The following is a 25,363-nucleotide window of genomic DNA, read 5'->3' on the forward strand; positions in this document are numbered from 1 at the left end:
GGGCCAATGCTAGCCCGGAAATGAATACACATCGCGAACAATGCAGATCCATTGTAGGAGTGAGCCTGCTCGCGATAGCGGTCTTTCAGACAACCAGTGCGTTGACAGTTACACCGCTATCGCGAGCAGGCTCACTCCTACAGGGGACTTCGTTTGTCCCCAAGGGCTGCGAAGCATGCACTATTGAAGTGCACAACGGCAGCCCTGTTTTATTTCAGGCTACCCGACAGGAACTGCTGCAAGCGCTCCGACTGCGGATTGACCAGCACTTCGCGCGGGTTGCCGCTTTCTTCGACGACGCCTTTGTGCAGGAACACCAGCTGGTTCGACACTTCACGGGCGAAGCCCATTTCGTGGGTCACCACAACCATGGTGCGGCCTTCCTGAGCCAGCGCCTGCATGACTTTCAGCACGTCGCCGACCAGTTCCGGGTCGAGGGCCGAGGTCGGCTCGTCGAACAGCATCACTTCCGGCTCCATCGCCAGCGCACGGGCAATCGCCACGCGCTGTTGTTCGCCGCCGGACATGTGCCCCGGGAAGGCGTCCTTACGGTGAGCGACGCCGACCTTGTTCAGGTAGTACTCAGCCTTTTCGCGCGCTTCATACTTGGGTACGCCGAGCACATGCACTGGCGCTTCCATGATGTTTTCAATCGCGGTCATGTGCGACCACAGGTTGAAATGCTGGAACACCATCGACAGGCGCGAACGCATGCGTTGCAGCTGCTTCGGATCGGCAGCTTTCAACGCGCCGTCCTTGTTCGCCACCAGTTTCAGCTCTTCGTTGTTGAGCAGGATCTTGCCGGCGTGCGGCTGCTCGAGCAGGTTGATACAACGCAGAAAAGTACTTTTGCCGGAGCCACTGGAGCCGATGATGCTGATCACATCGCCGGCGGCCGCTTTCAGGGACACGCCCTTGAGCACTTCGTGACTGCCATAGCGTTTATGCAGGTCTTGGACTTCAAGTTTGTACATGCGGTCGGTTCTCACAAAAACAGTCAGTCAGTCGTTGAGCAAGCGCCCGTGACGCAGCGCTTCGCGCCCCGCCACCTTGGCCAGCCAGAAACCGGGTTGGGCATAGCGCAGCCGTTCAATGGCAAACAGCACCCCGGACGTACCAGCACACACCGTGCTGACCCGATCGGACACAGGGTCGATCACTTGAAAAATCTCGTCGCCCGCCTCGACCCATTCGCCGGGCCTGCGGGAAAAGCTCACCACACCGGGGTGCGGTGCAAACAACAATTCGGTGCCTTCGAACGGCATGCCTTCGCACGGCTCGAAGGCCGGGTTCGGCCACTCGCCGGTGATCAGGCCTTGCTCGGCGAGGAACGCCAGAATGCCTTCAGCATGGGCCTCGGCTTCGACGCGGCCGGTGTCGGCCTGTCCGCCCAACTCAATGGTGGTCGCCAGGCACGCCAGTGGGATCTGTGCATCCGGGAACTGCCGCGACAGGCGCAGCCACGGCAGCGAGCAGGCTTCGTCGAACGAACTGCCGCCGGAATCTTCCGCCAGCAAACCGACCTTGACGTTCAGGTGCGCCGCCAGCGAACGCCACTGCGGCCAGTGCTGCGGCAACGCGTACATGTGCAGCGCGGCTTCGGCATCGCAGTGCAAGTCGAGCACGACGTCGGCGTTGCAGGCATGGCTGAGCAACACACGCTGCATGCCTTGCAACTGGCTGCTCGCCTCAGGCAATGCGGCCAGATGATCGGCCATGGCCTGACGGATCAGCCGCACATTGGCATGCGGATCATCACCGAGCTTGTCGCCCAGTGCCGCCGCAACCGGCGCACTGAGTTCGACGAAATCACGGTTGAAATTCTTGCCGCTGCCCGCTTCGAAACGGCCCTGGAAATTGCCTTGCAGCAATTGCCCAAGACCCAGCGGGTTGGCGACCGGCACCAGCTCGATCACGCCATTGAGCAGGCCTTGGGCTTCGAGTTCGCCCAAGCGCTTTTTCAGCTCCCAGGCGGTGCGCATGCCCGGCAACTCATCAGCGTGCAGGCTGGCCTGAATATAGGCCTTGCGCTCGCCTTGTCCGAAGCGGAATACCGAAACCTTGCGCTCGCTGCCCAGATGGCTCCAAGGCAATACGTGATCGATGCGTTGCATATCAGTGCTTCCGTGGCGCGAGGTAGCTCAACCAGCGACGCTCGGCCAGCTTGAACAGCTTGACCAGAATGAAGGTCAGGCACAGGTAGAACACGCCGGCCGTGATGTAGGCCTCGAACGGCAGATAGAACTGCGCATTGACCGTACGCGCCGCACCGGTGATGTCGATTAGGGTCACGATGGACGCCAGACTGGTGGTCTGCAGCATCATGATCACTTCGTTGCTGTACTGCGGCAGCGCCCGGCGCAGGGCCGACGGCAGCAGGATGCGCTTGTACAGTTTGAAGCGCGACATGCCCATGGCCTTGGCCGCTTCGATCTCACCGTTCGGCGTGGCCTTGAGGCTGCCGGCGATGATCTCTGCGGTGTAGGCGCTGGTGTTGACCGCAAAGGCCAGACACGCGCAGAACGTTGCGCTGGATAGCCACGGCCACAAGAAGCTCTCGCGTACTGCTTCGAACTGAGCCAGACCGTAGTAGATCAGGAACAGCTGAACCAGCATTGGCGTGCCGCGAATCACGTAGGTGTACAGCCACGCGGCGCCGTTGACGATCGGGTTCTTGGACACGCGCATCAGGCCCAGCGGCAGTGCGGCGAGCAAACCGAAGAACAGCGACAGCGCGAGCAGTTTGAGGGTGGTCAGCAGCCCGCCGAAGTACAGCGGCAGCGCCTCCCAAATGACGTTGTAGTCGAAGATCATAGATCAGCCGCCCTTACGCCTACCGAGTAGCGCTTCTCAAGTTGACGCAGGATCAGCAACGACACGCTGGTGATCACCAGGTACATCGCCGCCACCGCGAGGAAGAAGGTAAAAGGCTCACGCGTGGCATCCGCCGCCTGCTTGGCCTTGAACATCATGTCTTGCAGACCGACCACGGAAATCAGCGCGGTGGCCTTGGTCAACACCAGCCAGTTGTTGGTGAAGCCCGGAATCGCCAAGCGAATCATCTGCGGCACCATCACCCGGAAGAACACCTGAAAACTGCTCATGCCGTACGCCACGCCCGCTTCGGCCTGGCCTTTGGGGATCGCCATGAACGCGCCACGGAAAGTCTCCGACAGGTACGCACCGAAGATGAAACCGAGGGTGCCGATACCGGCGGCCAGCGGGTTCAGGTCGATGTAGTCGTCATAGCCGAGCATCGGTGCGACGCGATTGAGCAGATCCTGGCCGCCGTAGAAGATCAGCAGGATCAGCACCAGATCGGGAATCCCGCGGATCACCGTGGAATACAGATCGCCCAGCCACGCCAGCCAGCGCACCGGCGACAGGCGCAACGCGACACCGATCAGCCCGAGAACGATGGCCAGGGCCATGGACGACAAGGCGAGCTGAAGCGTCAGCCATGCGCCATCGAGGATGACAGCCCCGTAGCCTTTCAACATGATTCAGGTCCTCGAAAGTTGGGATGAAAAAATGGCGCAAACCGCAGAGATTCTGTTGCTTGCGCCATTTCGGACTTGTCGCAGAGACGTCTTACTTGCCGTAGATATCGAAGGCGAAGTACTTGTCCTGGATTGCTTTGTATTTACCGTTTTCACGGATGGCCGTGATGGCGCTGTTGATCTTGTCTTTCAGCGCATCGCCCTTACGGACCGCGATGCCAACGCCGTCGCCGAAGTATTTGACGTCAGTGAACGCCGGCCCAACGAACGCGAAACCTTTGCCAGCGTCGGTTTTCAGGAAGCCGTCGTCCAGCAGGGTAGCGTCAGCCACGGTGCCGTCGAGGCGACCGGCGGCCACGTCGAGGTAGATTTCGTTCTGCGAACCGTACGGCTTGATTTCGGCACCCAGCGGAGCCAGCACTTCGCGGGCGAAACGCTCGTGGATCGAGCCGCGTTGTACGCCGATGTTCTTGCCTTTGAGCTCAGCCAGACCTTCGCTGACCTGAGTACCGGCCTTCATGACCAGACGTGCCGGGGTGTTGTAGTACTTGTTGGTGAAGTCGACCGACTTCTTGCGATCTTCGGTGATCGACATCGACGACAGGATCGCGTCGATCTTGCGCACTTTAAGTGCCGGGATCAGGCCGTCGAACTCTTGCTCGACCCACACGCACTTGACCTTCATTTCTTCGCACAGCGCGTTGCCGATGTCGTAGTCGAAACCGACGATGCTGCCGTCCGGCGCTTTCGAGGCGAACGGAGGGTAAGCCGCTTCGATACCGATTTTCACAGGCTTTTCGTCAGCGACGGCATTCAGCGAGAGCACGGACAGTGCCAGGGCGCCAAGCAGCACAAGTTTCTTCATCTTGGGACTCCATCGGTAAAGGGCAAAAACGGCAGAGTGAGCAACAGCCCAATATGCGAATGGTGAATCAGGAAATCGGTGCCGCATCGGTGGGAAATTTCCGATTGAAACCGAAGGAGGTTTCAACATCAGCCACGATGAGCGAGTGATCGGCATTCTAACGACAGGCCCGAAGCCGATATTTCTTCAATGCGACAACTAATTACAGATGCACCGAGAAAGCGACTTGAGCTCATTGACAGCCCTGCAATTTCATGCAAGAGCGAAAGACAGTGAACCGATCTATGCTGCAAATTGCGGGCCTATTATTCGCAAACCCTTCTAATCCGGCAAGCGTAGCGTTATGTCTAATTTTTCACCGTGGGGTTTACGGCTCTAAACCGGGGCATGGCGTTTCCCTTCGCCCCGTTGCGGGGCGGGCGGTTACACATTGGGCGGTGCTGGGTAACATCGGGAAAGGTCTGACGGCGCAGATCGATAATTATTGGTTGGGCGGTTTCGGTTTCCTACAAGCGGCCACAGCGGTGTCTGACAGATTGCTATCGCGAGCAGGCTCACTCCTACAGTTGACGGCATTCCAACTGAAGAAACTCGATCCATTGTAGGAGTGAGCCTGCTCGCGATGAGGCCAGCCCAGCCACCACAAAACCCCCAGCCACAAAAAAGCCCCATCCGGCATCACCGGACAGGGCTTTTCACGCGGCTATGGCTCAAGCCACATTCATGGTCTTGTGCGTATCAATCAAATGCTGCACCACACCCGGATCCGCCAGGGTCGAGATATCGCCCAACCCGTCGTATTCCGCCGTGGCAATCTTGCGCAGAATGCGGCGCATGATCTTGCCCGAACGGGTTTTCGGTAGCCCCGGGGCCCACTGAATCACATCTGGCGAGGCGATCGGCCCGATCTCCTTGCGCACCCAGTTCTTCAGCTCCAGACGCAACTGCTCGGTCGGCTCTTCACCATTCTTCAAGGTCACATAGACATAAATGCCCTGCCCCTTGATGTCATGCGGCACGCCCACCACCGCTGCTTCGGCGACTTTCGGGTGCGCCACCATCGCGCTCTCGATCTCGGCCGTGCCCATGCGGTGGCCGGAGACGTTGAGCACGTCGTCCACACGGCCGGTAATCCAGTAATAACCATCGGCATCGCGACGCGCGCCGTCACCGGTGAAGTACATGCCACGGAAGGTCTTGAAGTAGGTATCGACGAAACGATCGTGATCGCCATACAGCGTACGTGCCTGGCCTGGCCACGAATCAAGAATCACCAGATTACCTTCGGCCTCGCCCTCGATAATGTTGCCGAGGTTGTCGACCAGCGCCGGCACCACACCGAAGAACGGCCGCGCCGCCGAACCCGGCTTCAGCGCGTGAGCACCCGGCAGCGGACTCATCATGTTGCCGCCGGTCTCGGTCTGCCACCAGGTATCGACGATCGGGCAACGCGACTTGCCGACATTTTTGTAATACCAGTCCCAGGCTTCCGGGTTAATTGGCTCGCCCACCGAACCGAGCAGACGCAGGCTGCTGCCATCGGCGCCCTCAACGGCGGCCTGACCCGAGGCCATCATCGCGCGGATAGCGGTCGGCGCGGTGTAGAGGATGTTGACCTTGTGCTTGTCGATGATTTTCGCCACCCGGGTGATATCCGGATAGTTCGGCACGCCTTCGAACAATAGCGTAGTCGCGCCATTGGCCAGCGGGCCGTAGACGATGTAACTGTGGCCGGTGACCCAGCCGACGTCGGCGGTGCACCAGTAGGTTTCGCCCGGGCGGTAGTCGAACACGCGCTCGTGGGTCATCGCTGCATACAGCAGATAACCGCCGGTGGTGTGCTGCACGCCCTTCGGCTTGCCGGTCGAGCCGGAGGTATAAAGGATGAACAGCGCTTCTTCGGCGCCCATCTCTTTCGGCGCGCAAACGGTGCCCGCGACTTTCATCAGGTCTTCGTACCAGATGTCGCGATGCTGGTTCCACTTGATGTCGCCACCGGTGCGCTTGCAGACGATGACTTTCTGGATGCTGCTTGTTTCCGGGTTGGTCAGCGCGTCGTCGACGTTGGCCTTGAGGGAAATCTTCTTGCCGGCACGGATGCCTTCGTCAGCAGTGATCACTACTTTCGAACGGCAGTCGATGATGCGACCGGCCAGCGCTTCCGGCGAGAAACCGCCGAACACTACCGAGTGAATCGCGCCGATCCGGGTGCAGGCCAGCATGGCGACCACGGCTTCGGGAATCATCGGCATGTAAATGGTCACCACGTCGCCACGGTGCACGTCCTGACCACGCAGGGCGTTGGCGAGTTTGCACACTTGTTCGTGCAGTTCGCGGTAGGTGATGTTGCGGCTTTCGGACGGGTCGTCACCTTCCCAGATGATCGCGACTTGATCGCCGCGCTCGGCCAGATGACGGTCGAGGCAGTTGTAGGAAACGTTCAGGGTGCCGTCGGCAAACCACTTGATGTCGACATGGTGATCGTCGAACGACGTCTGTTTCACCGTGGTGAAAGGCTTGATCCAGTCGAGACGCTTGGCCTGCTCGCGCCAGAAACCGTCAGGGTTGACGACCGACTGCTGGTACATGGCTTTGTAGGTCGCCTCGTCAGTCAGCGTGTTAGCCAGAACCTCGGGACGAACGGGATACAGAGAAGCCGCACTCATCTTTCCTACCTCGGTGTAATAGTTGTTTTTGTATGACCCCGTTGTAGCCGGGTGGGGCCCATAGAACCATTCGACGATGGTAGTAACAAGCCCCTACAAAATATCCAGACATCCACCTTTGCTGACTTGAAATACCCTTTCGAGCCACATGCGATCCTTGTGGGAGCTTGCCTGCAAGCGATGCAAACACCACGGTGTGTCAGACAAACCCACCCAGCCGATTGTTACCAAATCTGCGAAAAGTGTTTATCAAAACCCGCTCTGTTTACCCTCGCCTCGCCCCCCTAAAATTCACCTCGCCAACAAGGCAAAACGCGATTAACAACGTTACAGCCCCCACGAAGGCCGTTAATCCAGCTCTCCAAGTAACGCACCAACCATGAAGCTCCACACGCAACCCTAAAAAGGTTGCGTGACCCCACTCGACCTCAAAAAGGTGAATCAGAAATGAAAGCTTTATTAGTTCTGGCCCTCAGCAGTCTGTGCGCAACCGCCATGGCAGAAGAGGCCCAGACTGATGTCGCACAGCAACAGCCGGTTATCGAGCAATACACTTACTCCACGCACCTGGACATCGCCAAAGTTGTTTCGATGAGCGAAGTGCCCAATGTCTGCGAAGTAGTACCGGCAAAAATGGTATACGACGACCACAATGGCCAACGCCACATCCTGCGCTACAGCATCATGGGCAACGGCTGCACGAACTGAATCAGACTGCACCGAATCGGACCACTCAGCGCCACATTGAGGGTCGATTCCAGCCCGGCTTCGGTCGGGCTCAGTTGTGTCTGGAGTCGTTGAAAAGGCTTGCAAAACACAAGATATAGTGAAAAACGCCGTTTTTTGCTCATTTCTTGAACAACCAGACCCCCGCGAAAAAATTAATCAAAAAAAATTCTCAGCGGCCAATCCCAGTGAAAGCCCTGTAATCCCTCGCTCCGAGCAAAATCCCCCTGCCGCTTGACCGCCCTGCGCGCTTTCGCCCTCCCCCACACCCCCGATTTTTTCCCTATAATGCCGCCCTAATCGGGTCAGCAATATTCCCTTACAGGGAGGAAAAGCCTGTCTGAAGCCCCGCAGTCGCGTTTCACGTGATTTGCGCCCGTCAGAGGCTCTCGGAAAACCCGTACAAATTCTGTTTTATTGCCCGCGTATAGCTGCTGCAAAAAACGATTCCTTAAGATCCAACGCGGTCTGTACGACCATGTGAAAAACCAACCAATCAGGTTTCACACGGGCGACAGGCCCTCACGCAGGAGACGACACGTCATGCTGAGCTGGGACGAATTCGACAAAGAAGACAGTGAAGTAGCCGCAGTGAAAGGCGCCAACGCCGGCCACGCGAGCGAAGCCAACATGGACCGCCTCGACAACGCCGGCGGCGCCGCTGCACTCGAAGCCCGCGCCGTGACCGCCGACGACTCGGCCGCCGTGGCCCGCGCCAAAGCTGCACTGAACTCCCTCGACGTCGCCGAAGGCCTCGCCGAACTCGAAGGCGCCTCCGCCCGTGTCGCCGTCGATGAAAAGCGCATGATCAACTGCCGCGCCGACCTCAACCAACTCGTACCCTTCAAGTACGACTGGGCTTGGCAGAAGTATCTGGACGGCTGCGCAAACCACTGGATGCCGCAAGAAGTCAACATGACCGCCGACATCGCCCTCTGGAAAAACCCGGAAGGCCTGACCGACGACGAACGCCGCATCGTCATGCGCAACCTCGGCTTCTTCTCCACCGCCGACTCCCTGGTTGCCAACAACCTGGTCCTGGCCGTGTACCGCCTGATCACCAACCCGGAATGCCGCCAGTACATCCTGCGCCAGGCCTTCGAAGAGGCGATCCACACCCACGCCTACCAGTACTGCATCGAATCGCTGGCCATGGATGAAGGCGAAATCTTCAACATGTACCACGAGATCCCATCGGTCGCGAAAAAAGCCGCCTGGGGCCTGAAATACACCCGTTCGATCTCCGATCCGAAGTTCGAAACCGGCACCCCGGACACCGACAAAGAGTTGCTGCGGAACCTGATCGCCTACTACTGCGTTCTGGAAGGCATCTTCTTCTACTGCGGCTTCACCCAAATCCTCTCCATGGGCCGCCGCAACAAAATGACCGGCGTCGCCGAGCAGTTCCAATACATCCTCCGCGACGAATCCATGCACCTGAACTTCGGCATCGACGTGATCAACCAGATCAAAATCGAAAACCCGCACTTGTGGGATGCTGAAATGAAGGAAGAAGCGACCCAGATGATCCTGCAAGGGACTCAACTGGAGATTGAATATGCACGGGATACCATGCCTCGCGGCGTACTCGGCATGAATGCGGCGATGATGGAGGACTATCTGAAGTTCATTGCTAACCGTCGTTTGTCGCAGATTGGTTTGAAGGAAGAGTATCCGGGGACTACGAATCCGTTCCCTTGGATGAGCGAGATTATGGACTTGAAGAAAGAGAAGAATTTCTTTGAGACGCGGGTTATTGAGTATCAGACGGGTGGTGCGTTGAGCTGGGATTGATAGTCTCGCCGCTCAGAATCACTAGATCGCGAAACCTTCTCACTAAATGTGAAATGGATTCACCCAAAAGGCTGCCAAATGGCAGCCTTTTTGTTTGTCACCCGCTTATACCTAAGCGCACCCAGTCCCTCAGAAACTGTAGCCCCCAGCGATTGGCCGAAAGGGCTGCGTTGTGCTGGTCATCGTATTGACCTAGTTGAGAGTAAAAACGTTAGAGCCAGTGCGCTGGAAATCAGCGTATCCGCATCTGTAGCAGACCCGATGAACATAGTGTGTCGACGGAGTTTTCGAGGTATACGACGAAGCTAACTCAATTGGGCGTAAACATGGCTTGCCTCTATCTCTGAAAGCCCGATTGACGTTTAGCAATTCAGCTTGAGCGTCCATCGGGTAAGCTTGGCTGCTCAGTGCTATCTGAACAAAAAACCTGCGCTTGAATTTTCTGTTTTACGCGAATGATTTTCAGTTATCAATTGATCTTGCGAAGCGATAGTTTTGGTTTCGAGCGTGCGGCTAGTTTGTTCGGTGAGAGCTTGTTTCCGAAGCGGCCAGAGGACTGCTAATTAGGCCATGTTGCGTCGGTCTCTAACGATCAAAACTGGCCGCTATGTGGGAGTAGCGGCCGGTCCATCCGGAGCCGAGCAGTATGAGCCTGTGGTTACACAGGTCGAACCGGCCAATCCCTCATCACGAGGAGCGACTCATTTCTCGGGCAGCAATGGTAACCCCAGCTCCTGTAAGAATTGGTTATGTATATGCGCTGTGCGGGCAATCTGGTTCTGCACATCCACCAAGTTCGCATTAACTGCCCGCAAATCAATCTCTGCTTCAGCCGTTACAGTGCTGATGTAGCGCGAGATGTTAAGGTTGAAATCGTTCCTCTCGATTTCCTCCATGGTTACGCGGCGAGAGTAGCGGTCTTCCTCTTTGCGATGTTGGTAAGTCTGAATAATCTTGTCGATGTGTTCTGGGAGAAGGCGGTTCTGCCGTTTCCCTTTTTCAAAGTAATCACTGGCATTGATGAACAGCACATCGTCAGGTTTTTTGCACTTTTTCAGCACCAGAATGCACACGGGAATGCTAGTGGAGAAAAACAGGTTGGCGGGCAGGCCGATCACTGTGTCAATGTTGCCATCTTTCAGTAACTTAGAGCGAATGCGTTCCTCTGCACCGCCTCTGAATAGCACGCCGTGGGGCAGGATGATGGCCATAGTGCCTTCCTTGCCCAAAAAGTGAAAACCGTGCAGTAAGAAGGCAAAATCCGCCGCCGATTTGGGTGCAAGACCATAGCTTTTAAAGCGAAAGTCTTCGCCTAGCGCGTCGTTCGGTTCCCATCGGTAGCTGAATGGTGGGTTGGCTACAACGGCGTCGAACTCCAGTTTTTTCGCCGGATTCATTTCGCTCAAAATATCCCAGTCGTTCAGCAGAGAGTCGCCGTGGTGAACCTCGAACTCGGAATCTTTCACCCCGTGCAGCAGCATATTCATGCGCGCTAGGTTATAGGTGGTGATATTGGATTCTTGCCCGTAGATTTTACCGATGCCATGCGGGCCAATATGTTTGCGTACATTGAGCAGCAACGAGCCGGAACCGCAGGCAAAATCCAGCACCTTGTCGAGTTTCTTCTTTTTTCCAGTGGCCGGCTCCTGGCTGTCAAGCGTGACAATTTCCGACAAAATCGTGGACAGCTGCTGCGGCGTATAAAATTCACCGGCTTTTTTTCCACTACCAGCGGCAAACTGACCGATTAGGTATTCATAGGCATCGCCCAGCACATCACTAGTGGTGGAAAATTTGGCGATGCCCTCGGCGATTTTGCTAATGATGGTGCACAGCTTGTAATTGCGCTGTAAGTAGTTCTTACCGAGCTTTTCCGAGTCCAGATTAATTTCGGAAAACAGACCGCCAAAGGTGCTTTCAAAGCTCTGGTTTTCAATGTATTTAAAGCCGCGTTGCAGGGTATGCAGCAAGTCGTCGCTCTGGATGCGTGCCAGTTCGGCGATACTGCTCCACAGGTGGGCGGGCTCAATAACGTAATGCACCTTACGGCGCATCTGTTTTTCAAACTCGGCTATGTCGTCGGAATTGGCTGCGTACCACAGAGATAAAGGTGCACGCTTGTCACCCACTTCCAGTTTGGGGTAATCGTTCCCCAACTCTTTTTGGGCAGCTGCTTCGTAGTTATCGGAGAGATAACGCAAAAACAAGAACGACAACATGTAATCGCGAAAGTCGTCGGCGTTCATCGCCCCGCGCAGATCGTCTGCAATTTTCCACAGAGTGTTGCCCAGTTCTTTTTGGTCGTTATTGGTCATGGTTATCTCGCGTGCAATACGAATTGATATTTTTCAGTGAGCTTTTCGAATATATCGTTAAAATATTCTTGCTCTGCGCTATTCATTATTTCCGTCTGGTCGTAATACACGCTTTTATGGGAGTGGGTATTTATGACATTTGCTACACTATCCACGTCTTCAACGCCTATATGGGTTAAAGTATGACCTATTCTTCCCGTACCTAGAAATGAAGCTATATTCTCAAGAAGCTGCCTCAACAAGGCGAAATGGTAGGTATATAGCTGTTCATTTCTCGCTTCTTCCAAGACCTGCAATAAATGCAAATGGTAAAGAAAGACACTTCGCCGTGGCGTCTCAAGTGTCAACTCACCACCAACTCTTTTTAAAACGCGCAAGCCGGTTAAATTTTTATAGCGCCCACTTTTCTCGCCTTTGGTAAGGCGATTGGCCAAAATGGAAAACAAACCAATATGATGCGTTGTGATTATGATTCGCTTTTTCTCGTAATGCGTTTCGATTTGCTGAAATAGAGTGTCAGCGGTTACAAAAATATTGTGCTCATCAAGGCTAGATACGGGATCATCAATAAATACGTGTGCATTCTGTACGTCAGCCCAACCATCAGCATCCAACAAAGCAAGAAAAAAACACCACACAAAAATACGCTCTTCACCGCGTGAGACTTTGATAGGGGTATCTTCAGCTCCTTCTATAAAAAAACTAACCGATTCAATACCACTCTCAATATTATCGTACAGGTTGAGTTTGTAGCGATATTTCGGGCTATACGCTACAAGCTTGTCCATAATCAGGCTTTCATTTTCATACAAAAAACTGTGAAATTTATTCAGACTACTTGATCGTATATTTAGATTAATATTAGCACCAGCATTTTCCTCGTCGTTATCCCAAACAAACAAGTCTTCACTGAACGCATTATAATACACGCCTATATGCTTTTTGGTTTCAGGATTCTTTGTCGCATTTTTGTAGGCAACCGATAACTGAGTTTTCCCTGATCCGTTGAACGCGAAGATAAGAACAATGCTCTCGTTCATTTCAACCAACTGCTTGGCTATGGCTTCTAAATTCATGCGCTCACATCATCCGCAGCGGGGAATAGTTTTTGCATCAGGCCTTTTTTATGGGCTCTGAGGGCGTCGAATTTTTGGCTGTGCGCGCGGATCAGTGCGTCGATGCTCAACAGGCAATCTGCGATTTTTTCTTGTTCATCGGGCTCAGGCAGAGGGATTGGAATGACATCCAATTTAGCTCTATTTAATTTTGGCTGAGCCATTCCAGTAAGATAATCCTCTATATTTATGGAGTTAAGATAATTCTCAACGAGAACTTGCGTTGAGTTGCGGCTAAATTTTAATACATGAGCATGATTGTTAACCCATGTTTTACCTGAAATCGGAAAAGCAATAGGGTACGTTCGAGCTACAAGGTTTGCGCCATCCTCGGAAATACAAAGTAGCTCATCATCAAAAATAAAATCTTTGACGTAATCAATAACCCCGGAAGCGCCGTAGTAAGGGATATTCCCTTTTATTCTTTCGGCTTCAGTTATAGGAATTCGTTTGGAGTCAAAATTTCTTCCAGCTTTTCCAAGGGGTGTAATATCCCATTTCTTCGCATTCATAAACTCTGGGAAGCGCAGGCGGGGGACGGATTCGCCTTCGCGTGGAAAGAGTTGCTGAATCAGACATTTTTTATGTATTTTAAGGGCTTCGACTTTTTTGCTTTGCGCATTAAGAAGCTCATCGATACTGGCTAGACAATCGACGATTTTCTGTTGCTCATTTAATAAAGGGAGTGCTACTGGTAACGTTAGGAGATATTTTGAATCAACGTTTAATGCCCCATTCGCCCTGGCGCCTACCGCTATGAATTTGCGGAGCCATTTTCCGTGAATATTAGTGGCAAATGGGTGCTTCAAGAACGCAGGTAAAGCACTCTCACCGTCAACTCGAAAGCATATGAATATACTGTTAGGCACCGCCCCATGACTTATATTTTCCAGAAGAGCCATCTGCCCCTCAGGATGCTCTTTTGTTGAGCTTTTATTGTAGGCGAAATCTCCTTTTCTAATTACGTAGTAATTTTTATATGCTGCCCCGGCAATTTCTTTACCAAACTTCTCAATCTGTGTTACTAGACCAACGCCTGCTGTAACGCTCATCAATGTATAGCGATTGCTACCGGCTTTTTCAGTTATTAATGATGCCACTTCCCCAAGTTTTTTAACACTCCACTCCCCTGCCCCCAGAAACTCAGGAAAGCGTAACTTAGGCACTAACATTTTTCCCATATCCTTACTCATACGCCGCTAACCCCGATATCTCGCGCCCGTGTGCCAATTTCTTAAGCAATGGCAGCAGATCTTCCATTAAAGCCAGTTCGGCCTTTGTGCGGTCTTTCCAGCCCAATTGGCGTGGCGCTAGCAGATCGTTTAACTTCTCGCCGTCGAAGATCATGCGGCCCATGATGTTATCCACAAAGGCTTGCAGCGTCGCGCTGGCAAGTTGGTGTTTGGCGGCCATCTCAGCAAGCTCCTGCGCCGCGATGGCGGCTTTGAAGGTTTGATAGCCGTCGCGTATATCCTTCTCGTTCAGGCTTTCGCCAGCTTTGAGTTGGTTGATGTACGCGGTGATGTCCTCACGCTCTTCCATCAGGTTGGCGCTGGAGGCCAAGAGGCCGATCAGTTGCTCGCGACTCATTTTTTGTTTTGCGGGTTTGCTCTGGGTGTATTGGGCAATCAGACCCATGATGTAGTCGTAGTCAATGACGCTGGAGGCAAACAGTACGAACTCAAAGTCCAGTTGCTGGATGGCGTCGTCGCCTTCATGGTGTTTGTCTTGCTTGTCTTTGAGCTGCTTGGCGGTATCCAGATACATGCCTTTGAAGGCTCTTAAGGTCTCTTCGGGTATCACTTTTTCAATGCTGGCGTTTTGGTCTGCGCTTAAATCGGTGTATTGATCGAGCTGGGTTTTTAGGCGTTGTACTTCTTTGAACAGGTTGATGAACTGGCCGCGCGCTTCATCGCCCTTGAGGTTGTTCACTTGTTCTGGTGCGCAAGCCAGCCCTTGGCTTAGCATAAAGTCTTGCAGCTGGGTGACGGCACTATCGAGTTTGCCAATAACGATGGGCGCGGCATCCACCAGCCAGATTTCTTTGGCACGTGCGATGTCACTGCCGGAGAACAGGGCAATGGCTTCGTTGACGGACTCTTGCTGCTGGCGAAAATCCAGCACGTTACCGTAGGGTTTCGTGTCGTTGAGAATGCGATTTGTACGCGAGAAGGCTTGAATCAAGCCATGGTGTTTGAGGTTTTTATCCACATACAAGGTGTTAAGGTATTTGGAATCGAAGCCGGTGAGCAGCATATCCACTACAATAATCACGTCGATTTTGTTGTGGCGCGGGTAATCGGCATTGATGTACTTGTGGTCTTTGATGCGCTGTTGCACATCCTGATAGTAAAGATCGAACTCGTTGATGCTGTGGTTGGTACGATATTGCGCGTTGTAGGCGGCAATGATGGCCTTCAGCGCAGCTTTTTTTTCGTCGGGCGCGATGCTGTTGTCGAGTTTTTCCTGTGGCAGATCTTCCTGAATCTGCTGTACGTCTTTATTGCCTTCGGCGGGTGGCGAAAATACGCAGGCGATGTTCAGTGGCTGGAAGGTTTCGTCTTCTGTCTGGTGTTTTGCCTGAATCTCAGCGAACAGGCGGTAGTATTCAATGGCGTGGTTGATGGAGGCAGTGGCCAGCACTGCATTAAAACGGCGCGCGTTGGTGGCGGCATCGTGTTTGGCCAGGATGGCTTCGACCACGGCTTGCTGGGCAATGCTTTCACCGGCTTTGGCCTTAGCACTCCCTTCGCCTTTGAAGTAATCAATATGGAAGCGCAGCACGTTGCTGTCATCAATAGCGTGGGTGATGGTGTAAGCGTGTAACTGTTTTTCAAAAATATCGGCAGTGGTTTTGTACGATGCTTGCTCGCCGTCAATCTGTTTGTAGCTCGCGTTTTGTTCAAAGATCGGCGTGCCAGTAAAGCCGAACAGCTGGGCATTGGGGAAGAATTCTTTGATGGCCTGATGGTTGTCGCCAAATTGCGAGCGATGGCATTCGTCGAAGATAAATACCACGCGCTTATCCCTTAAGGATTGCAGGCGCTCTTTGTAGTTTTTTTTGTTAGTGCCATCAAGCGCGAGGCCGAGTTTTTGTATGGTGGTGACGATCACTTTATCGGCATAGTCTTCAGACAGCATGCGCCGTACCAGTGTCTCGGTGTTGGTGTTTTCTTCAACGCAGCCTTCTTGAAATTTGTTAAATTCCTCGCGGGTTTGGCGGTCGAGGTCTTTGCGGTCTACCACGAACAGGCATTTTTCAATGTCGGGATTGTCTTTGAGTAGGGTGGAAGCTTTGAAGGAGGTAAGCGTTTTTCCGCTACCAGTGGTGTGCCAAATATAGCCATTGCCACGGTTCTGGTGAATACAATCGACAATGGCCTTGACCGCATAGATTTGGTACGGGCGCATCACCAGTAGTTTCTGTTCGCTGGCAACCAGCACCATGTAACGGCTTATCGTTTCGCCCAACAGGCACTTGGCGAGAAACTTGTCGGCAAAATCATCAAGATGAGTGATTTTCTTGTTGTCTTCACTGGCAAACTGGTAGACCGGCAAGAAGCGTTCGTCGGCGTTAAAGCCAAAATGCTGGTTATGGTTGTTGGCAAAGTAGTAGGTATTGCTTTTGTTGCTGACCACAAACAGCTGCATAAAGCACAAGAGGGTATTGCCGTAACCGTTGCCGGGGTCGTTTTTGTAATCGACAATTTGCTGCATGGCGCGGCGCGGGCTGACCTCCAGCGTCTTTAGCTCAATCTGCGCCACCGGCACGCCGTTGATGAGCAGGATCACGTCATAACGGTGGTGGCTGTTGTCGGTGTTGATTCGCAGCTGATTGATGACTTCATAATCGTTTTTGCACCAGTCCTTGATATTCACCAAGGTGTATTGCAGCGGTGTACCGTCTTCACGCGCAAAGGTGTTGCGGCTACGCAGGGTCCGAGATGCGGCGAATACGTCGGTGCTGACGATTTCATCGCGTAGACGGGCGAACTCGGCATCGGTAAGCGTGACTCTGTTCAGCGCCTCGAACTTGGCGCGGAAGTTTTGCTCCAGCGCAGTGCGGTCACGGATATCAGGGCGAAAGCTGTATTTAAGCTCGATGAGCTTAGCGAGCAAATCTCGTTCGATCTGCATTTCTTTAGTCATGCCATGTTCCCTGTGTGGCCGCTATCCGCGAGGCGGCAGCTCTTATGTTGTATCGCGAAAAGAACGGCGCTAGGCCGTGAGCTACGAATCATCATTTTTCCTGGATTCCCGGTGCGAAGGCTTCATCCGCGCCACCAGCACGCACCCACTCATCAACTTCGGACAGCTGGAATTTCCACAGTCGCCCAATCCTATGCGCTGGCATCCCCTTACGTTCGCGCCAACGGTAGACAGTGTCTTTCACTACGCCCAGGTGCTGGGCAACTTGTTCGGCTGTAACCCACGGTTCGGTATTCACGGCATTGGCACCCAGGCGCTAACCTTATAGTCGTCTTAAATCGTTCAAAGTCTAACTGGATGGCCGCTTGATGACCATGAAAAGCACTTCATGCCTACCTGTGTCGGTCATGCCGACAACCACCATAGAACCGCCCACGCGGACCCAGAAAAACGCTAGCGTGGCGCGGAGCCAGGAGAACTCCGGAGCGAATTGCTGTCAGTGACTAATCAAGTGTTAACCTAAAACGACTGCTTTTACGGGCGAAAAATCGGGAGGGGAGGTTTTCAACCGAACCGGCCACCAATAGGCAACCCGAAATGACATTTCGAAGGAGATTCAGATCTTCATCTCAGTCGAGAGCGGCACGTTCCCAGTGTATCGAGACGAGTGAACCCGCTATCGCTAGCTAAAACTCCAAGCTCAAAATCCATATCCCCGACGCCCTCGCAAAACCGCCCAGCCCTGTCAGCGCTCGCTCAAGTCTTGACTGGCTCCCAGCGTGAGCGCAGCGGCAACCAAAAGCGGCCCAGCAGGGTGCCCAAGCTCCAGCTCGCGCAGCCCCGCTCTTGATCAGCACCACCAGTTTGTCCACCTCCGTCGCGTTCTTCATTTTTTCTCGCCCGACCGCCCGTGTCCTGAGCACTCAGGCTAGTGGTCGCCACGCGTCTCAACCAGCTGGGCCGATTTCGGTCGACCAGCGACCGGGAGCGTGGTCACCAGTCCCGAGGCGGACTGACGCCAGACGCCCAATTAACGAAGAAGGCAATTGACCGTAACAGCCAATTACACGCAGCCCGCACGCCGCAAAAGCGCCCAGCAGATAGATCGCCAGCCAGCTCGGCCATGTATATATACAAAGTGACACCACGGGAACCTCGCGCCAGAATGCGGCGACGACCAAAAGGGGCAATCATGAAATCCGAAACGCTCACCGTGCGCCAAATTTTCCAGGACAGGCGCCAATATTGTGTTCCCTTCTACCAACGAGCGTATGTATGGACACAGCGGAACCAATGGACCGGCCTGTGGCAGGACATTCAAGAGAAAGCCAATGCCCGTGTGTCGGGAATGAACATCACCCCACACTTTTTAGGTGCGGTTGTTCTGGAGCCTCAAGTCAAGCATGGGCTGATGGGGGTCGACACGTTGCACATCATCGATGGCCAACAGCGCCTGACGACGCTCCAATACATCCTGGCCTCCCTGCTGCTCGCCCTGCGCGAAACCGGCATGCAAGTGTTTGAGCCCAGCGTCATCGCCTGCATGCAAAACACCAACGAAGAAACCATGCGCAATCCTCAGATGGAGCGCTTCAAGTTGTGGCCGACGTTTCGGGATCGCCCGCACTTCGAAAAGAGCCTGGCGATCCAGCACGTTGAGGATTTTCGAAAAGAGTTTTCAGCACACTTCACGCAGCACGGCACGCTGCGAAAACACTATGAGCATCCGCCATCACTGGCAGCCATCTGGTTCTTTACCGCAGAGTTCAGCCAGTGGATTCGCTCTGGTGTCGGCCAAGAAATAAGTTACGCCGAAGCGCTCATTATGGCCGTTCTGCAAGATCTAAAGCTGGTCAGTATTTCACTGGAAGCCGAGGACGACGCCCAGGTTATCTTTGAGACCCTCAACGGCCGTGGGGCCGAGCTGCACGCTACTGATTTGATTCGCAACTATATCTTCATGCGAGCAGACCATGACGGTGTGGATGCAGCGGCGCTTTACAATAGTCAATGGTTGCCATTCGAATCAGACTATTGGTCGGCCAAGCAGCGACGCGGCCGTATCAATAAGCCACGGCTTGAGTGGTTGATCCATTCGACGCTTCAGGCGGAGATGGGTAGTGAGATTGATCTGTCCCGCCTGTACAACGAATACAGACGCTACGCTGCCGCAAGCACCCCGCCCAAAACAGCAGGCCGGCAACTGGTGACCTTAAACCAATACGCTGAGCACTATCGCGACTTGATCAGCATGTCAGGCTCATCACCTATCGCCCGTCTTGGCCGTCGAATCGCGGCCTATGATGTCACCACGCTGCACCCACTGACGTTGTTGATTTCAGTGGCGGAGGTGGGTGATGCGGAAAAGACACAAATGTTTAATGACCTCGTGTCCTACGTTGTGCGACGAGCGATATGTGGCCTTACCCCAAAGAACTACAACAACGTGTTTTTGAGCGCTTTACGTCACTTGACGAAGTCCGGCATATCGAGCGACGAACTGAGAAGCTATCTTGGCATGCTCAAAGGAGATGCCTCCCGCTGGCCAGAAAACTCAGAATTCCGCAATGCGTGTATCTGCGCCCCGCTTTATCCTGGCCGACTTGATGCAGCCAAAATGCGCTCGTTATTGACCGAGTTGGAAGGGGGGTTACGACTATCCGTCAAGAGTGAAGAGCCTGGGCTTCCGGATCTGTCAAACCTGGATATCGATCACATAATGCCCCGTAGCTGGCACGCCAACTGGCCTCTACATGACGGCAGTGCCGCCGCGAACAATGATGAAGCGGACATCGAAATTATCCTGCGCTCTGGAGGCTCACTGACCCCCAGGCAGCAATTGATTCGCGAACGACACGATACCATTCCAACCTTGGGCAACCTGACGCTACTGAATTTGAGTGTGAACCGGTCAGCACAACACTGCGACTTTCTGGTGAAGCGTGACAAGCTGATTGCCAACACGAGTCTTCGCCTCAACGTCCCATTGATTGCAAAACTGATGTGGAACGAGCAAGAAATCACAGCGCGAGGCGAATTGTTTGCAGTTATGGCTCTGAGAATTTGGCCAAAGGGCGAATGACACCTACATACCTGGCGCCTTATGGAAGGTGTTAGAGAGGCTTTTGAGAGGCGGTATCAAAGACTCGGTAGAGACGTATGAGGCCTACCGATACGTTAACATGAACCTTGGATGCTTATTGCCCCTCTACTTCAGAGAAAGCCCATCCGGGGCCGAAACCAGGCGTGTAACTAGCCATAACCTTGGTTTGTAAACCTCCTGCTTTGCGTAAACCTGTTTGGTTTACGCAAAGCAGGAGGTTTATGGTCGGAGTATGTGTAACCGCATCTTTGGGTATCCGAGTGGGGCTATCACGTCCGAGGTGTACTTACGCGCAGACATCACCGAGGGCTGCCGAACGCGCAACGTGTACCTCACTCACGACCGTTGCCTTGCTGCGCTCAATGCGTGGTTGGCAGTGCGCCTGCGCCGCCGCTGAAGACGGTTCAGACCATCCTCGGTCTTGCTTGTCTCGACTACAGTAGGCCGTCTCTAACGGTGGATATTGAGGTTATCCGCCACGTGCTCTTGATTGTGATGTCATAATGATATCGGAAACCCATACGCTTGCCAGCATGAATATGGAAAGCCGGCGGGCCATTACCCGTCTTTTCAGAGGCTAGCGGTACTGGTGCTGTCAGGCACTAACAATAAGAGGAATGTAATGAGCAACATCAAAATTGAGCGCCATAACGCCCCTGTCGAAGAAAATATCCGTGATGGAGTTTTAGATCTTGTATCGGCAAATGTGACGTCGTTGAACATGACGCATCCGCCAATTGATCATCCAAAGTTTGAAGCTTATCGAGTCGCCTTGGTTCTGGAGGTTATGACCTATTTGGCGATGAAGAAGCCTTATCGGATAGAACTTGTCACGGCTTCGTCTGATGGCCTGATAGTAGGTTTCACGCTTTGCGGTCTGCCGTTGAATGGCTCAACCTCAGAGTGTGGAGTTTATTACACCGCCGTTGCCAAAGCCCACAGGGGAAAGGGATTGATGAGTTTGATGATGAATGACATCACGGATCGGTATCCCTCGGTGGCTCTTTCTTGCGATGTAGAGCTTGTGCCACGTTATGAGCGATATGGTTTCAGGTGTGATTCAGTCAGGCACCACCAAGTAGTGATGTTCATTGGGAGTCCTGTCGAGGAAACTCCGGTTCTAAGCGTTCCCGACCTAATGAATAATCCCTCAGTGATGGCTGAGCGAGAAAAAGCGGAGAGTAAGTTTTCCTCCTATGAGATAGATCGCGCAGATAGGGCTTTAGCTAAGAGGATGCAAGCTGACGAGGAAAAGGCCAAACGTTTCCTCAAAGCTCGTAATCGTTAGTCATGATCGTGGAACTGGAAAATCCCAGGTAATGCCGTGACACTGCATTTGGTGTGCCGACGCGGTTTATTCACTACTACATCTAGTGGCAAAACGGAAAAAATCATGGCAACAGCACAAGAGCTTTACCCACTACTTGAACAGGAGCGTGATACCTATCGGCAAGCGCTGGAAGGGTTGCAGGCGGAGGGACGGCTTGACGAGGATCCTTGCGACAATCGCCCTCTGGCCGATGCCAAGAAAGCAGCGCGCCACGCTTTGGCGAAGTTCAGCGATTAATCACGGAAATCAGTGATGAACAACGAATCAAGCCGACAGGTCGCCCCGGCGCGTCTGACCGCCCCGCTGACAGTTACTCTATCAGGTAGCGACCTGGAACACCTTAACGCATACAGAAAAGCGGTGCATGCGCTCCAGCCCGCAAACTGGCCTGCTAACGCCAAGCATGGCGATGCTCCGAACAAGTACCGTACGCAGTTCGAGGGACAGCGAGATGTGGCGGAAGATGCCTTGGCGAAGATCCTCAGCAACGCGGTGGATGCTCCGCCACGTTGCGCCGCCGAGTAGGAAAATTCCGCACCAGGTACACGCCAGCCACGCCTTAATGTGGGGCCAGGTGCGTAGAAGGATGCCCATTTTCGCAACAGCAGAATGACGGAGTTTTGAAGCATGAACGATAAGACGCACGACTTGATAGCTGGACCTATTGAGTTAACGCTTGTTTACGGCAAGCCTGGCGAGTTGGGCCGAACAACCGAGCCGCAGACAGTGAAAGCATTAGTGCAGCGCATGCACACCTTTGTTTCGGTCGGTATACCTGAAATTGGAACTGCTTTGCTTAAGCCACCCAGTCTTACATGGGCACGCATCAAGCTGAGCGACGGTACGCTTATCGAGGGAACCGTACGCAGCGTTAATGGAAATTATTTCGAGTTGGTCGAGAGCCATCAGCCAGCATAAGAAAATCGATATGAAGCATGTTTTACTAGGCTTTACCCTCGTTCTCGCACTGGTGGGCTGCTCTGATCCTACTGAAACCTCCAGCGGTGCCAGCAAATACGTTGGTGCTTGGAGCAATGAGCGCAGCGGCGGCGGATTGAAGCTGGTCATCGATCAAGACGGCCGCCACTTTACCGTTAAAGAGCTTTCTGCAAAAAACAATGTTGTGCTCGGGGTAAGCGTCGGTGAGGTAGCCAACGGCTACTTGAACGCGAAGACAGGAATCGGCCCCAAGATTTTTTATTCAACGAAGGATGACGCTCTGATAATCGAGCCTTCATCCACCTTATTCTATCGCCTGACCCAGTAACGGAAAATCAACAATGGATGCGATTAGAACTGGTTTGGAAAAGGTGGCCCTTGCGTGCCGAAAAGGGCTCTTGAGCCTCGCTGATGGAAAGGGGTCGACCTTCAATGGGTTCCCTTCTGGTGCGTGCGGGGTCGCTGCCGATATCGTGGGTCGAGTAGTTTGGGAGAAGCTTCAGTATGAGGGTGTCTACGTCTGCGGTACGTCCCATCCTGATCTGAAAAGCGAAGGCACCCACGCATGGTTTGAGATCGGTGACTTCATCATCGACATCACACACGACCAGTTTCAAGCTACTGGTCTATCTGGCTGGGTTTTCGAACGAAACGATGGATGGCACGCACTGTTTTTTTCACAAGAGCGGCGGGAGGGATTTTGTACTCCCTCCCAGTGGCCTGCCTACCCGTTCGATGGTTATAGAGCAGCTTCGGAAGAAGCCAAAAAAATGGGGCTGCCAAGTAAGCCTGAATAAGAGAGAAAATATCTGGCTACGCAATCGTACCACCCATGACCCTGGTTTTTCGCCCGACCCTGACGCGGTGGTCAGCTATATACGGCTCGCCAATGATCTCAACTATGAGTTGAAGAGGCTTATGTCTTCAACATGTGGTGTGTAGGAAAAGCCCAGGTAAACCCCAGACGGCGTGTGGCAGCCAGTCGAGCGTGGCGCGAAGCGAACGACATCACTCGGTCGCTTTTTGCTTATCATGACTGACCGCTTTGAGTCCGGCGCCGCCCTCCACGACTGGCGGTTCTTGCCCCATAGACAAACAGTCACCTCACTATATCGGTTTGCGTCGATCCAACTTGAGCCTTGTTGATCAGTCTGGGATAGAGTGACTTGAATTTTGAGGAACCTAAACTGCGACCGGTAGGATCCCGCGCTGCTCCATGCGTACTTGCAAGGCGACGGGATGGACGCGATAAGTACCATCGGACACGCGCAGAGTGAAGTGTTTGTAAGATGGACTATGCGAGCCCGTTTCAACTTCTGAGTTTGAAAGAAAACAGCCCGTGGTTGTGGCGTTATCCTGAGCGAAAAAATCCATAAATTGCTTGCGCGTGACGATAATCCCATTACCGATGTGGCCGTCGATTACTGCATCCAAAAAACGATTGCGAAGGGTCATTTTTACTCCTCAATAAAATGTAGTTTTAATAGTTATGGGCAAGTCAGTATCACCCCCTCTTCAACGCTGGTTAGGCCTGAAGTAAGTTGCATGAGGAAACACATGCCCAACATGTTGAGTGGGGTGATAGACCCAGTGCTCAGGGTCGGCCACCATGATTGCGTAGAGCTGCATTCCCAAGACCTGGTTGTGTCGAAGGTCAGGGAATCGCTCACCGAACTGCCGATGGAATTGGCCTGTGGTTCCGAGCCGCGTCAGTATACGGCCAATGATTTGCTGGGCATCCAGATACGGTTTTATCTGGCTACGCGCCTCATCCAGTTCAAGTATAAGCTCCCGCTCCGATATCGCATGCAGATTGCTGGTATCGTTTTGATAAATGAAATACCCATTCCAGTATGGTTGCAGCTTTTCAAGACGTAGTTCCGGACCGACAGAACTACGCCCATTGATATCGGTGATCATCTATTTTCCCCTCAGATATGTGCAGTATCAAAGCGCGCGATAGATTGCCTTGTTGCCACTAGAGCGTCGCATCCACTCTGCCAGCTCAGAATTTTCGGTTTCTTTTCTGAACAGTTTCCCAAAAGATTTTCGATCTCCGGTGCTCATAGCCATCCACGACTCTTTTGATACGACGTCCTCCAGCGTGAACTCGGTGTCTGGATTCATTTTTCGGACGCTGGCTAGGCTTTCGGCCAAAATTTCAGCGATGTCGATGCTTTCAATCTGAGGTTGCTCCAAAGCCTCTCTGAGCAACTCGTCCATCACATCTTCAACACTAGAACCCGTATCTCGACTGCGGGCCAATAGCGCGGTCAGGACGTCATTTTTTATGTCAAGGCTTACGATCATCACGGTCTCCTTTCAAATCATCATGCCAAATGATGATGCTCCAGCATTATCAATTAGTCAAAGCTTTTTTGATGAGTAGATCATGATCAAGTCCATTACAAATGCCCAACCAACCAGCTATGACGACCCACGATCAATGCCCAACCCCCACTAAACCCTTCGACGGCCACCTTTAGGCAAAGCCGACCACACATGAATCGCGCCGGGCTAAAATGTTCTTGAATGTTATGGAGATCTGCAATGGCACCCCGAAAAAAACAACACACCAAGATCAACCGTAGCCCATTAAGTCCTGAAATCTCTGCGCCTGAAAATTCCCGGCTGGGTTCTCGCAGAGTGCGACTCGACCTTGATACGCTGCTGGCTGAAACACCCAAGCACAGCGTCGACTTCGATTGGGACACTATGTCTCCCGTTGGCCGTGAGTTTCCGTGAGCTGCAATCAACCCGGCTTGCCATCATCGGCCCCTGCAAGTTTGCAGGGGCTTGCTGCAAATACGTGGTATTGAGCGCTGCGAATTCACACATCATGGATGTGATTCCGCTGTTCA

Annotated in this window: 23 protein-coding genes; 9 read left to right on the plus strand and 14 right to left on the minus strand. The window is 53.3% G+C overall.

Annotated features, from left to right (window positions below; genetic code table 11):
* Positions 1–209 precede the first annotated feature (209 nt).
* The 6 genes from HU765_RS18295 to acs form a co-directional block, all read right to left on the minus strand.
* Positions 210–974, minus strand: coding sequence for an ATP-binding cassette domain-containing protein (locus tag HU765_RS18295; protein WP_007912705.1), 765 nt, complete (start codon positions 972–974; stop codon positions 210–212).
* Positions 975–1,001: 27 nt separating this feature from the next.
* The gene (locus tag HU765_RS18300) at positions 1,002–2,114 is read right to left on the minus strand and encodes a succinylglutamate desuccinylase/aspartoacylase family protein (RefSeq protein ID WP_186622121.1); all 1,113 of its coding nucleotides are present in this window, start codon (positions 2,112–2,114) and stop codon (positions 1,002–1,004) included.
* A gap of 1 nt (position 2,115) precedes the next feature.
* The gene (locus HU765_RS18305; RefSeq protein WP_101155916.1) at positions 2,116–2,814 is read right to left on the minus strand and encodes an ABC transporter permease; all 699 of its coding nucleotides are present in this window, start codon (positions 2,812–2,814) and stop codon (positions 2,116–2,118) included.
* A complete protein-coding gene (locus HU765_RS18310) occupies positions 2,811–3,500 on the minus strand; it encodes an ABC transporter permease (RefSeq protein WP_186551461.1) in 690 nt (229 codons plus the stop codon). The genes HU765_RS18305 and HU765_RS18310 overlap by 4 nt, the downstream gene beginning before the upstream one ends.
* A gap of 91 nt (positions 3,501–3,591) precedes the next feature.
* Entirely contained in the window at positions 3,592–4,365 is a 774-nt protein-coding gene (locus HU765_RS18315) for an ABC transporter substrate-binding protein (protein ID WP_186622123.1), read from the minus strand.
* A gap of 710 nt (positions 4,366–5,075) precedes the next feature.
* Complete coding sequence (acs, locus tag HU765_RS18320; protein WP_186622124.1) at positions 5,076–7,031, minus strand: acetate--CoA ligase; 1,956 nt, start codon at positions 7,029–7,031, stop codon at positions 5,076–5,078.
* Positions 7,032–7,478: 447 nt separating this feature from the next.
* Here acs and HU765_RS18325 point away from each other — a divergent pair, with 447 nt between their 5' ends.
* Together HU765_RS18325 and HU765_RS18330 are read left to right on the plus strand one after the other, a co-directional pair.
* A complete protein-coding gene (locus HU765_RS18325; RefSeq protein ID WP_186622125.1) occupies positions 7,479–7,739 on the plus strand; it encodes a DUF2790 domain-containing protein in 261 nt (86 codons plus the stop codon).
* 561 nt (positions 7,740–8,300) lie between these two features.
* Positions 8,301–9,551: a ribonucleotide-diphosphate reductase subunit beta gene (locus tag HU765_RS18330; RefSeq protein ID WP_095126160.1), complete on the plus strand. Its 1,251-nt coding sequence runs from the start codon at positions 8,301–8,303 to the stop codon at positions 9,549–9,551.
* A gap of 701 nt (positions 9,552–10,252) precedes the next feature.
* Here the strand turns inward: HU765_RS18330 and HU765_RS18335 are convergent.
* From HU765_RS18335 to HU765_RS18355, 5 genes are all read right to left on the minus strand, one after another.
* Entirely contained in the window at positions 10,253–11,866 is a 1,614-nt protein-coding gene (locus HU765_RS18335) for a type I restriction-modification system subunit M (protein WP_186622126.1), read from the minus strand.
* Between the two features lie 2 nt (positions 11,867–11,868).
* Complete coding sequence (locus tag HU765_RS18340) at positions 11,869–12,942, minus strand: AAA family ATPase (RefSeq protein ID WP_186622127.1); 1,074 nt, start codon at positions 12,940–12,942, stop codon at positions 11,869–11,871.
* Positions 12,939–14,174, minus strand: coding sequence for a restriction endonuclease subunit S (locus tag HU765_RS18345; protein WP_186622128.1), 1,236 nt, complete (start codon positions 14,172–14,174; stop codon positions 12,939–12,941). The genes HU765_RS18340 and HU765_RS18345 overlap by 4 nt, the downstream gene beginning before the upstream one ends.
* Positions 14,167–17,130, minus strand: a complete 2,964-nt coding sequence (locus HU765_RS18350; protein ID WP_186622130.1) for a type I restriction endonuclease subunit R — start codon at positions 17,128–17,130, stop codon at positions 14,167–14,169. Before HU765_RS18350 ends, HU765_RS18345 begins: the two co-directional genes overlap by 8 nt.
* A 91-nt stretch (positions 17,131–17,221) precedes the next feature.
* Positions 17,222–17,428 carry a helix-turn-helix domain-containing protein gene (locus HU765_RS18355; RefSeq protein ID WP_186622132.1) on the minus strand — a complete coding sequence of 69 codons (207 nt, stop codon included), beginning with the start codon at positions 17,426–17,428 and terminating at the stop codon, positions 17,222–17,224.
* A gap of 894 nt (positions 17,429–18,322) precedes the next feature.
* Between HU765_RS18355 and HU765_RS18360 the strand changes: the two genes are divergently transcribed.
* The 7 genes from HU765_RS18360 (at position 18,323) to HU765_RS18390 (ending at position 23,299) form a co-directional block, all read left to right on the plus strand.
* Entirely contained in the window at positions 18,323–20,212 is a 1,890-nt protein-coding gene (locus tag HU765_RS18360; RefSeq protein WP_186622133.1) for a DUF262 domain-containing protein, read from the plus strand.
* 643 nt (positions 20,213–20,855) lie between these two features.
* Positions 20,856–21,521, plus strand: coding sequence for a GNAT family N-acetyltransferase (locus HU765_RS18365; RefSeq protein ID WP_186622135.1), 666 nt, complete (start codon positions 20,856–20,858; stop codon positions 21,519–21,521).
* A 105-nt stretch (positions 21,522–21,626) separates the two neighbouring features.
* Positions 21,627–21,800 (plus strand): hypothetical protein, encoded by a 174-nt coding sequence (locus HU765_RS18370; RefSeq protein WP_186622137.1) that lies wholly within the window; start codon positions 21,627–21,629, stop codon positions 21,798–21,800.
* A gap of 15 nt (positions 21,801–21,815) precedes the next feature.
* Positions 21,816–22,088, plus strand: a complete 273-nt coding sequence (locus tag HU765_RS18375; protein ID WP_186622139.1) for a hypothetical protein — start codon at positions 21,816–21,818, stop codon at positions 22,086–22,088.
* A 102-nt stretch (positions 22,089–22,190) separates the two neighbouring features.
* Entirely contained in the window at positions 22,191–22,481 is a 291-nt protein-coding gene (locus tag HU765_RS18380) for a hypothetical protein (protein ID WP_186622141.1), read from the plus strand.
* Positions 22,438–22,830 (plus strand): hypothetical protein, encoded by a 393-nt coding sequence (locus HU765_RS18385; protein WP_186622143.1) that lies wholly within the window; start codon positions 22,438–22,440, stop codon positions 22,828–22,830. The genes HU765_RS18380 and HU765_RS18385 overlap by 44 nt, the downstream gene beginning before the upstream one ends.
* A gap of 13 nt (positions 22,831–22,843) precedes the next feature.
* On the plus strand, positions 22,844–23,299 hold the full coding sequence (locus HU765_RS18390; protein ID WP_186622145.1) for a hypothetical protein: 456 nt from the start codon (positions 22,844–22,846) through the stop codon (positions 23,297–23,299).
* 385 nt (positions 23,300–23,684) lie between these two features.
* On the opposite strand, the gene HU765_RS18395 is transcribed toward HU765_RS18390, so the two are convergent.
* The 3 genes from HU765_RS18395 to HU765_RS18405 are packed head-to-tail and all read right to left on the minus strand — an operon-like array spanning position 23,685 to position 24,812.
* The gene (locus HU765_RS18395; protein ID WP_186622146.1) at positions 23,685–23,957 is read right to left on the minus strand and encodes a hypothetical protein; all 273 of its coding nucleotides are present in this window, start codon (positions 23,955–23,957) and stop codon (positions 23,685–23,687) included.
* 60 nt (positions 23,958–24,017) lie between these two features.
* Positions 24,018–24,422 carry a hypothetical protein gene (locus HU765_RS18400; RefSeq protein WP_186622147.1) on the minus strand — a complete coding sequence of 135 codons (405 nt, stop codon included), beginning with the start codon at positions 24,420–24,422 and terminating at the stop codon, positions 24,018–24,020.
* A gap of 27 nt (positions 24,423–24,449) precedes the next feature.
* Positions 24,450–24,812 (minus strand): DUF1413 domain-containing protein, encoded by a 363-nt coding sequence (locus HU765_RS18405; protein WP_186622148.1) that lies wholly within the window; start codon positions 24,810–24,812, stop codon positions 24,450–24,452.
* Between the last annotated feature and the right edge of the window lie 551 nt (positions 24,813–25,363).

Source organism: Pseudomonas sp. SWRI81 (genome assembly GCF_014268545.1).
Classification (GTDB): domain Bacteria; phylum Pseudomonadota; class Gammaproteobacteria; order Pseudomonadales; family Pseudomonadaceae; genus Aquipseudomonas; species Aquipseudomonas hamedanensis.

What these genes read in the sequence shown, in the direction of transcription:
- HU765_RS18295 (WP_007912705.1), bottom strand. Translation starts at nt 974, where the DNA reads ATGTACAAACTTGAAGTCCAAGACCTGCATAAACGCTATGGCAGTCAC.
- HU765_RS18300 (WP_186622121.1), bottom strand. Translation starts at nt 2,114, where the DNA reads ATGCAACGCATCGATCACGTATTGCCTTGGAGCCATCTGGGCAGCGAG.
- HU765_RS18305 (WP_101155916.1), bottom strand. Translation starts at nt 2,814, where the DNA reads ATGATCTTCGACTACAACGTCATTTGGGAGGCGCTGCCGCTGTACTTC.
- HU765_RS18310 (WP_186551461.1), bottom strand. Translation starts at nt 3,500, where the DNA reads ATGTTGAAAGGCTACGGGGCTGTCATCCTCGATGGCGCATGGCTGACG.
- HU765_RS18315 (WP_186622123.1), bottom strand. Translation starts at nt 4,365, where the DNA reads ATGAAGAAACTTGTGCTGCTTGGCGCCCTGGCACTGTCCGTGCTCTCG.
- acs (WP_186622124.1), bottom strand. Translation starts at nt 7,031, where the DNA reads ATGAGTGCGGCTTCTCTGTATCCCGTTCGTCCCGAGGTTCTGGCTAAC.
- HU765_RS18325 (WP_186622125.1), top strand. Translation starts at nt 7,479, where the DNA reads ATGAAAGCTTTATTAGTTCTGGCCCTCAGCAGTCTGTGCGCAACCGCC.
- HU765_RS18330 (WP_095126160.1), top strand. Translation starts at nt 8,301, where the DNA reads ATGCTGAGCTGGGACGAATTCGACAAAGAAGACAGTGAAGTAGCCGCA.
- HU765_RS18335 (WP_186622126.1), bottom strand. Translation starts at nt 11,866, where the DNA reads ATGACCAATAACGACCAAAAAGAACTGGGCAACACTCTGTGGAAAATT.
- HU765_RS18340 (WP_186622127.1), bottom strand. Translation starts at nt 12,942, where the DNA reads ATGAATTTAGAAGCCATAGCCAAGCAGTTGGTTGAAATGAACGAGAGC.
- HU765_RS18345 (WP_186622128.1), bottom strand. Translation starts at nt 14,174, where the DNA reads ATGAGTAAGGATATGGGAAAAATGTTAGTGCCTAAGTTACGCTTTCCT.
- HU765_RS18350 (WP_186622130.1), bottom strand. Translation starts at nt 17,130, where the DNA reads ATGACTAAAGAAATGCAGATCGAACGAGATTTGCTCGCTAAGCTCATC.
- HU765_RS18360 (WP_186622133.1), top strand. Translation starts at nt 18,323, where the DNA reads ATGAAATCCGAAACGCTCACCGTGCGCCAAATTTTCCAGGACAGGCGC.
- HU765_RS18365 (WP_186622135.1), top strand. Translation starts at nt 20,856, where the DNA reads ATGAGCAACATCAAAATTGAGCGCCATAACGCCCCTGTCGAAGAAAAT.
- HU765_RS18370 (WP_186622137.1), top strand. Translation starts at nt 21,627, where the DNA reads ATGGCAACAGCACAAGAGCTTTACCCACTACTTGAACAGGAGCGTGAT.
- HU765_RS18375 (WP_186622139.1), top strand. Translation starts at nt 21,816, where the DNA reads ATGAACAACGAATCAAGCCGACAGGTCGCCCCGGCGCGTCTGACCGCC.
- HU765_RS18380 (WP_186622141.1), top strand. Translation starts at nt 22,191, where the DNA reads ATGAACGATAAGACGCACGACTTGATAGCTGGACCTATTGAGTTAACG.
- HU765_RS18385 (WP_186622143.1), top strand. Translation starts at nt 22,438, where the DNA reads ATGGAAATTATTTCGAGTTGGTCGAGAGCCATCAGCCAGCATAAGAAA.
- HU765_RS18390 (WP_186622145.1), top strand. Translation starts at nt 22,844, where the DNA reads ATGGATGCGATTAGAACTGGTTTGGAAAAGGTGGCCCTTGCGTGCCGA.
- HU765_RS18395 (WP_186622146.1), bottom strand. Translation starts at nt 23,957, where the DNA reads ATGACCCTTCGCAATCGTTTTTTGGATGCAGTAATCGACGGCCACATC.
- HU765_RS18400 (WP_186622147.1), bottom strand. Translation starts at nt 24,422, where the DNA reads ATGATCACCGATATCAATGGGCGTAGTTCTGTCGGTCCGGAACTACGT.
- HU765_RS18405 (WP_186622148.1), bottom strand. Translation starts at nt 24,812, where the DNA reads ATGATCGTAAGCCTTGACATAAAAAATGACGTCCTGACCGCGCTATTG.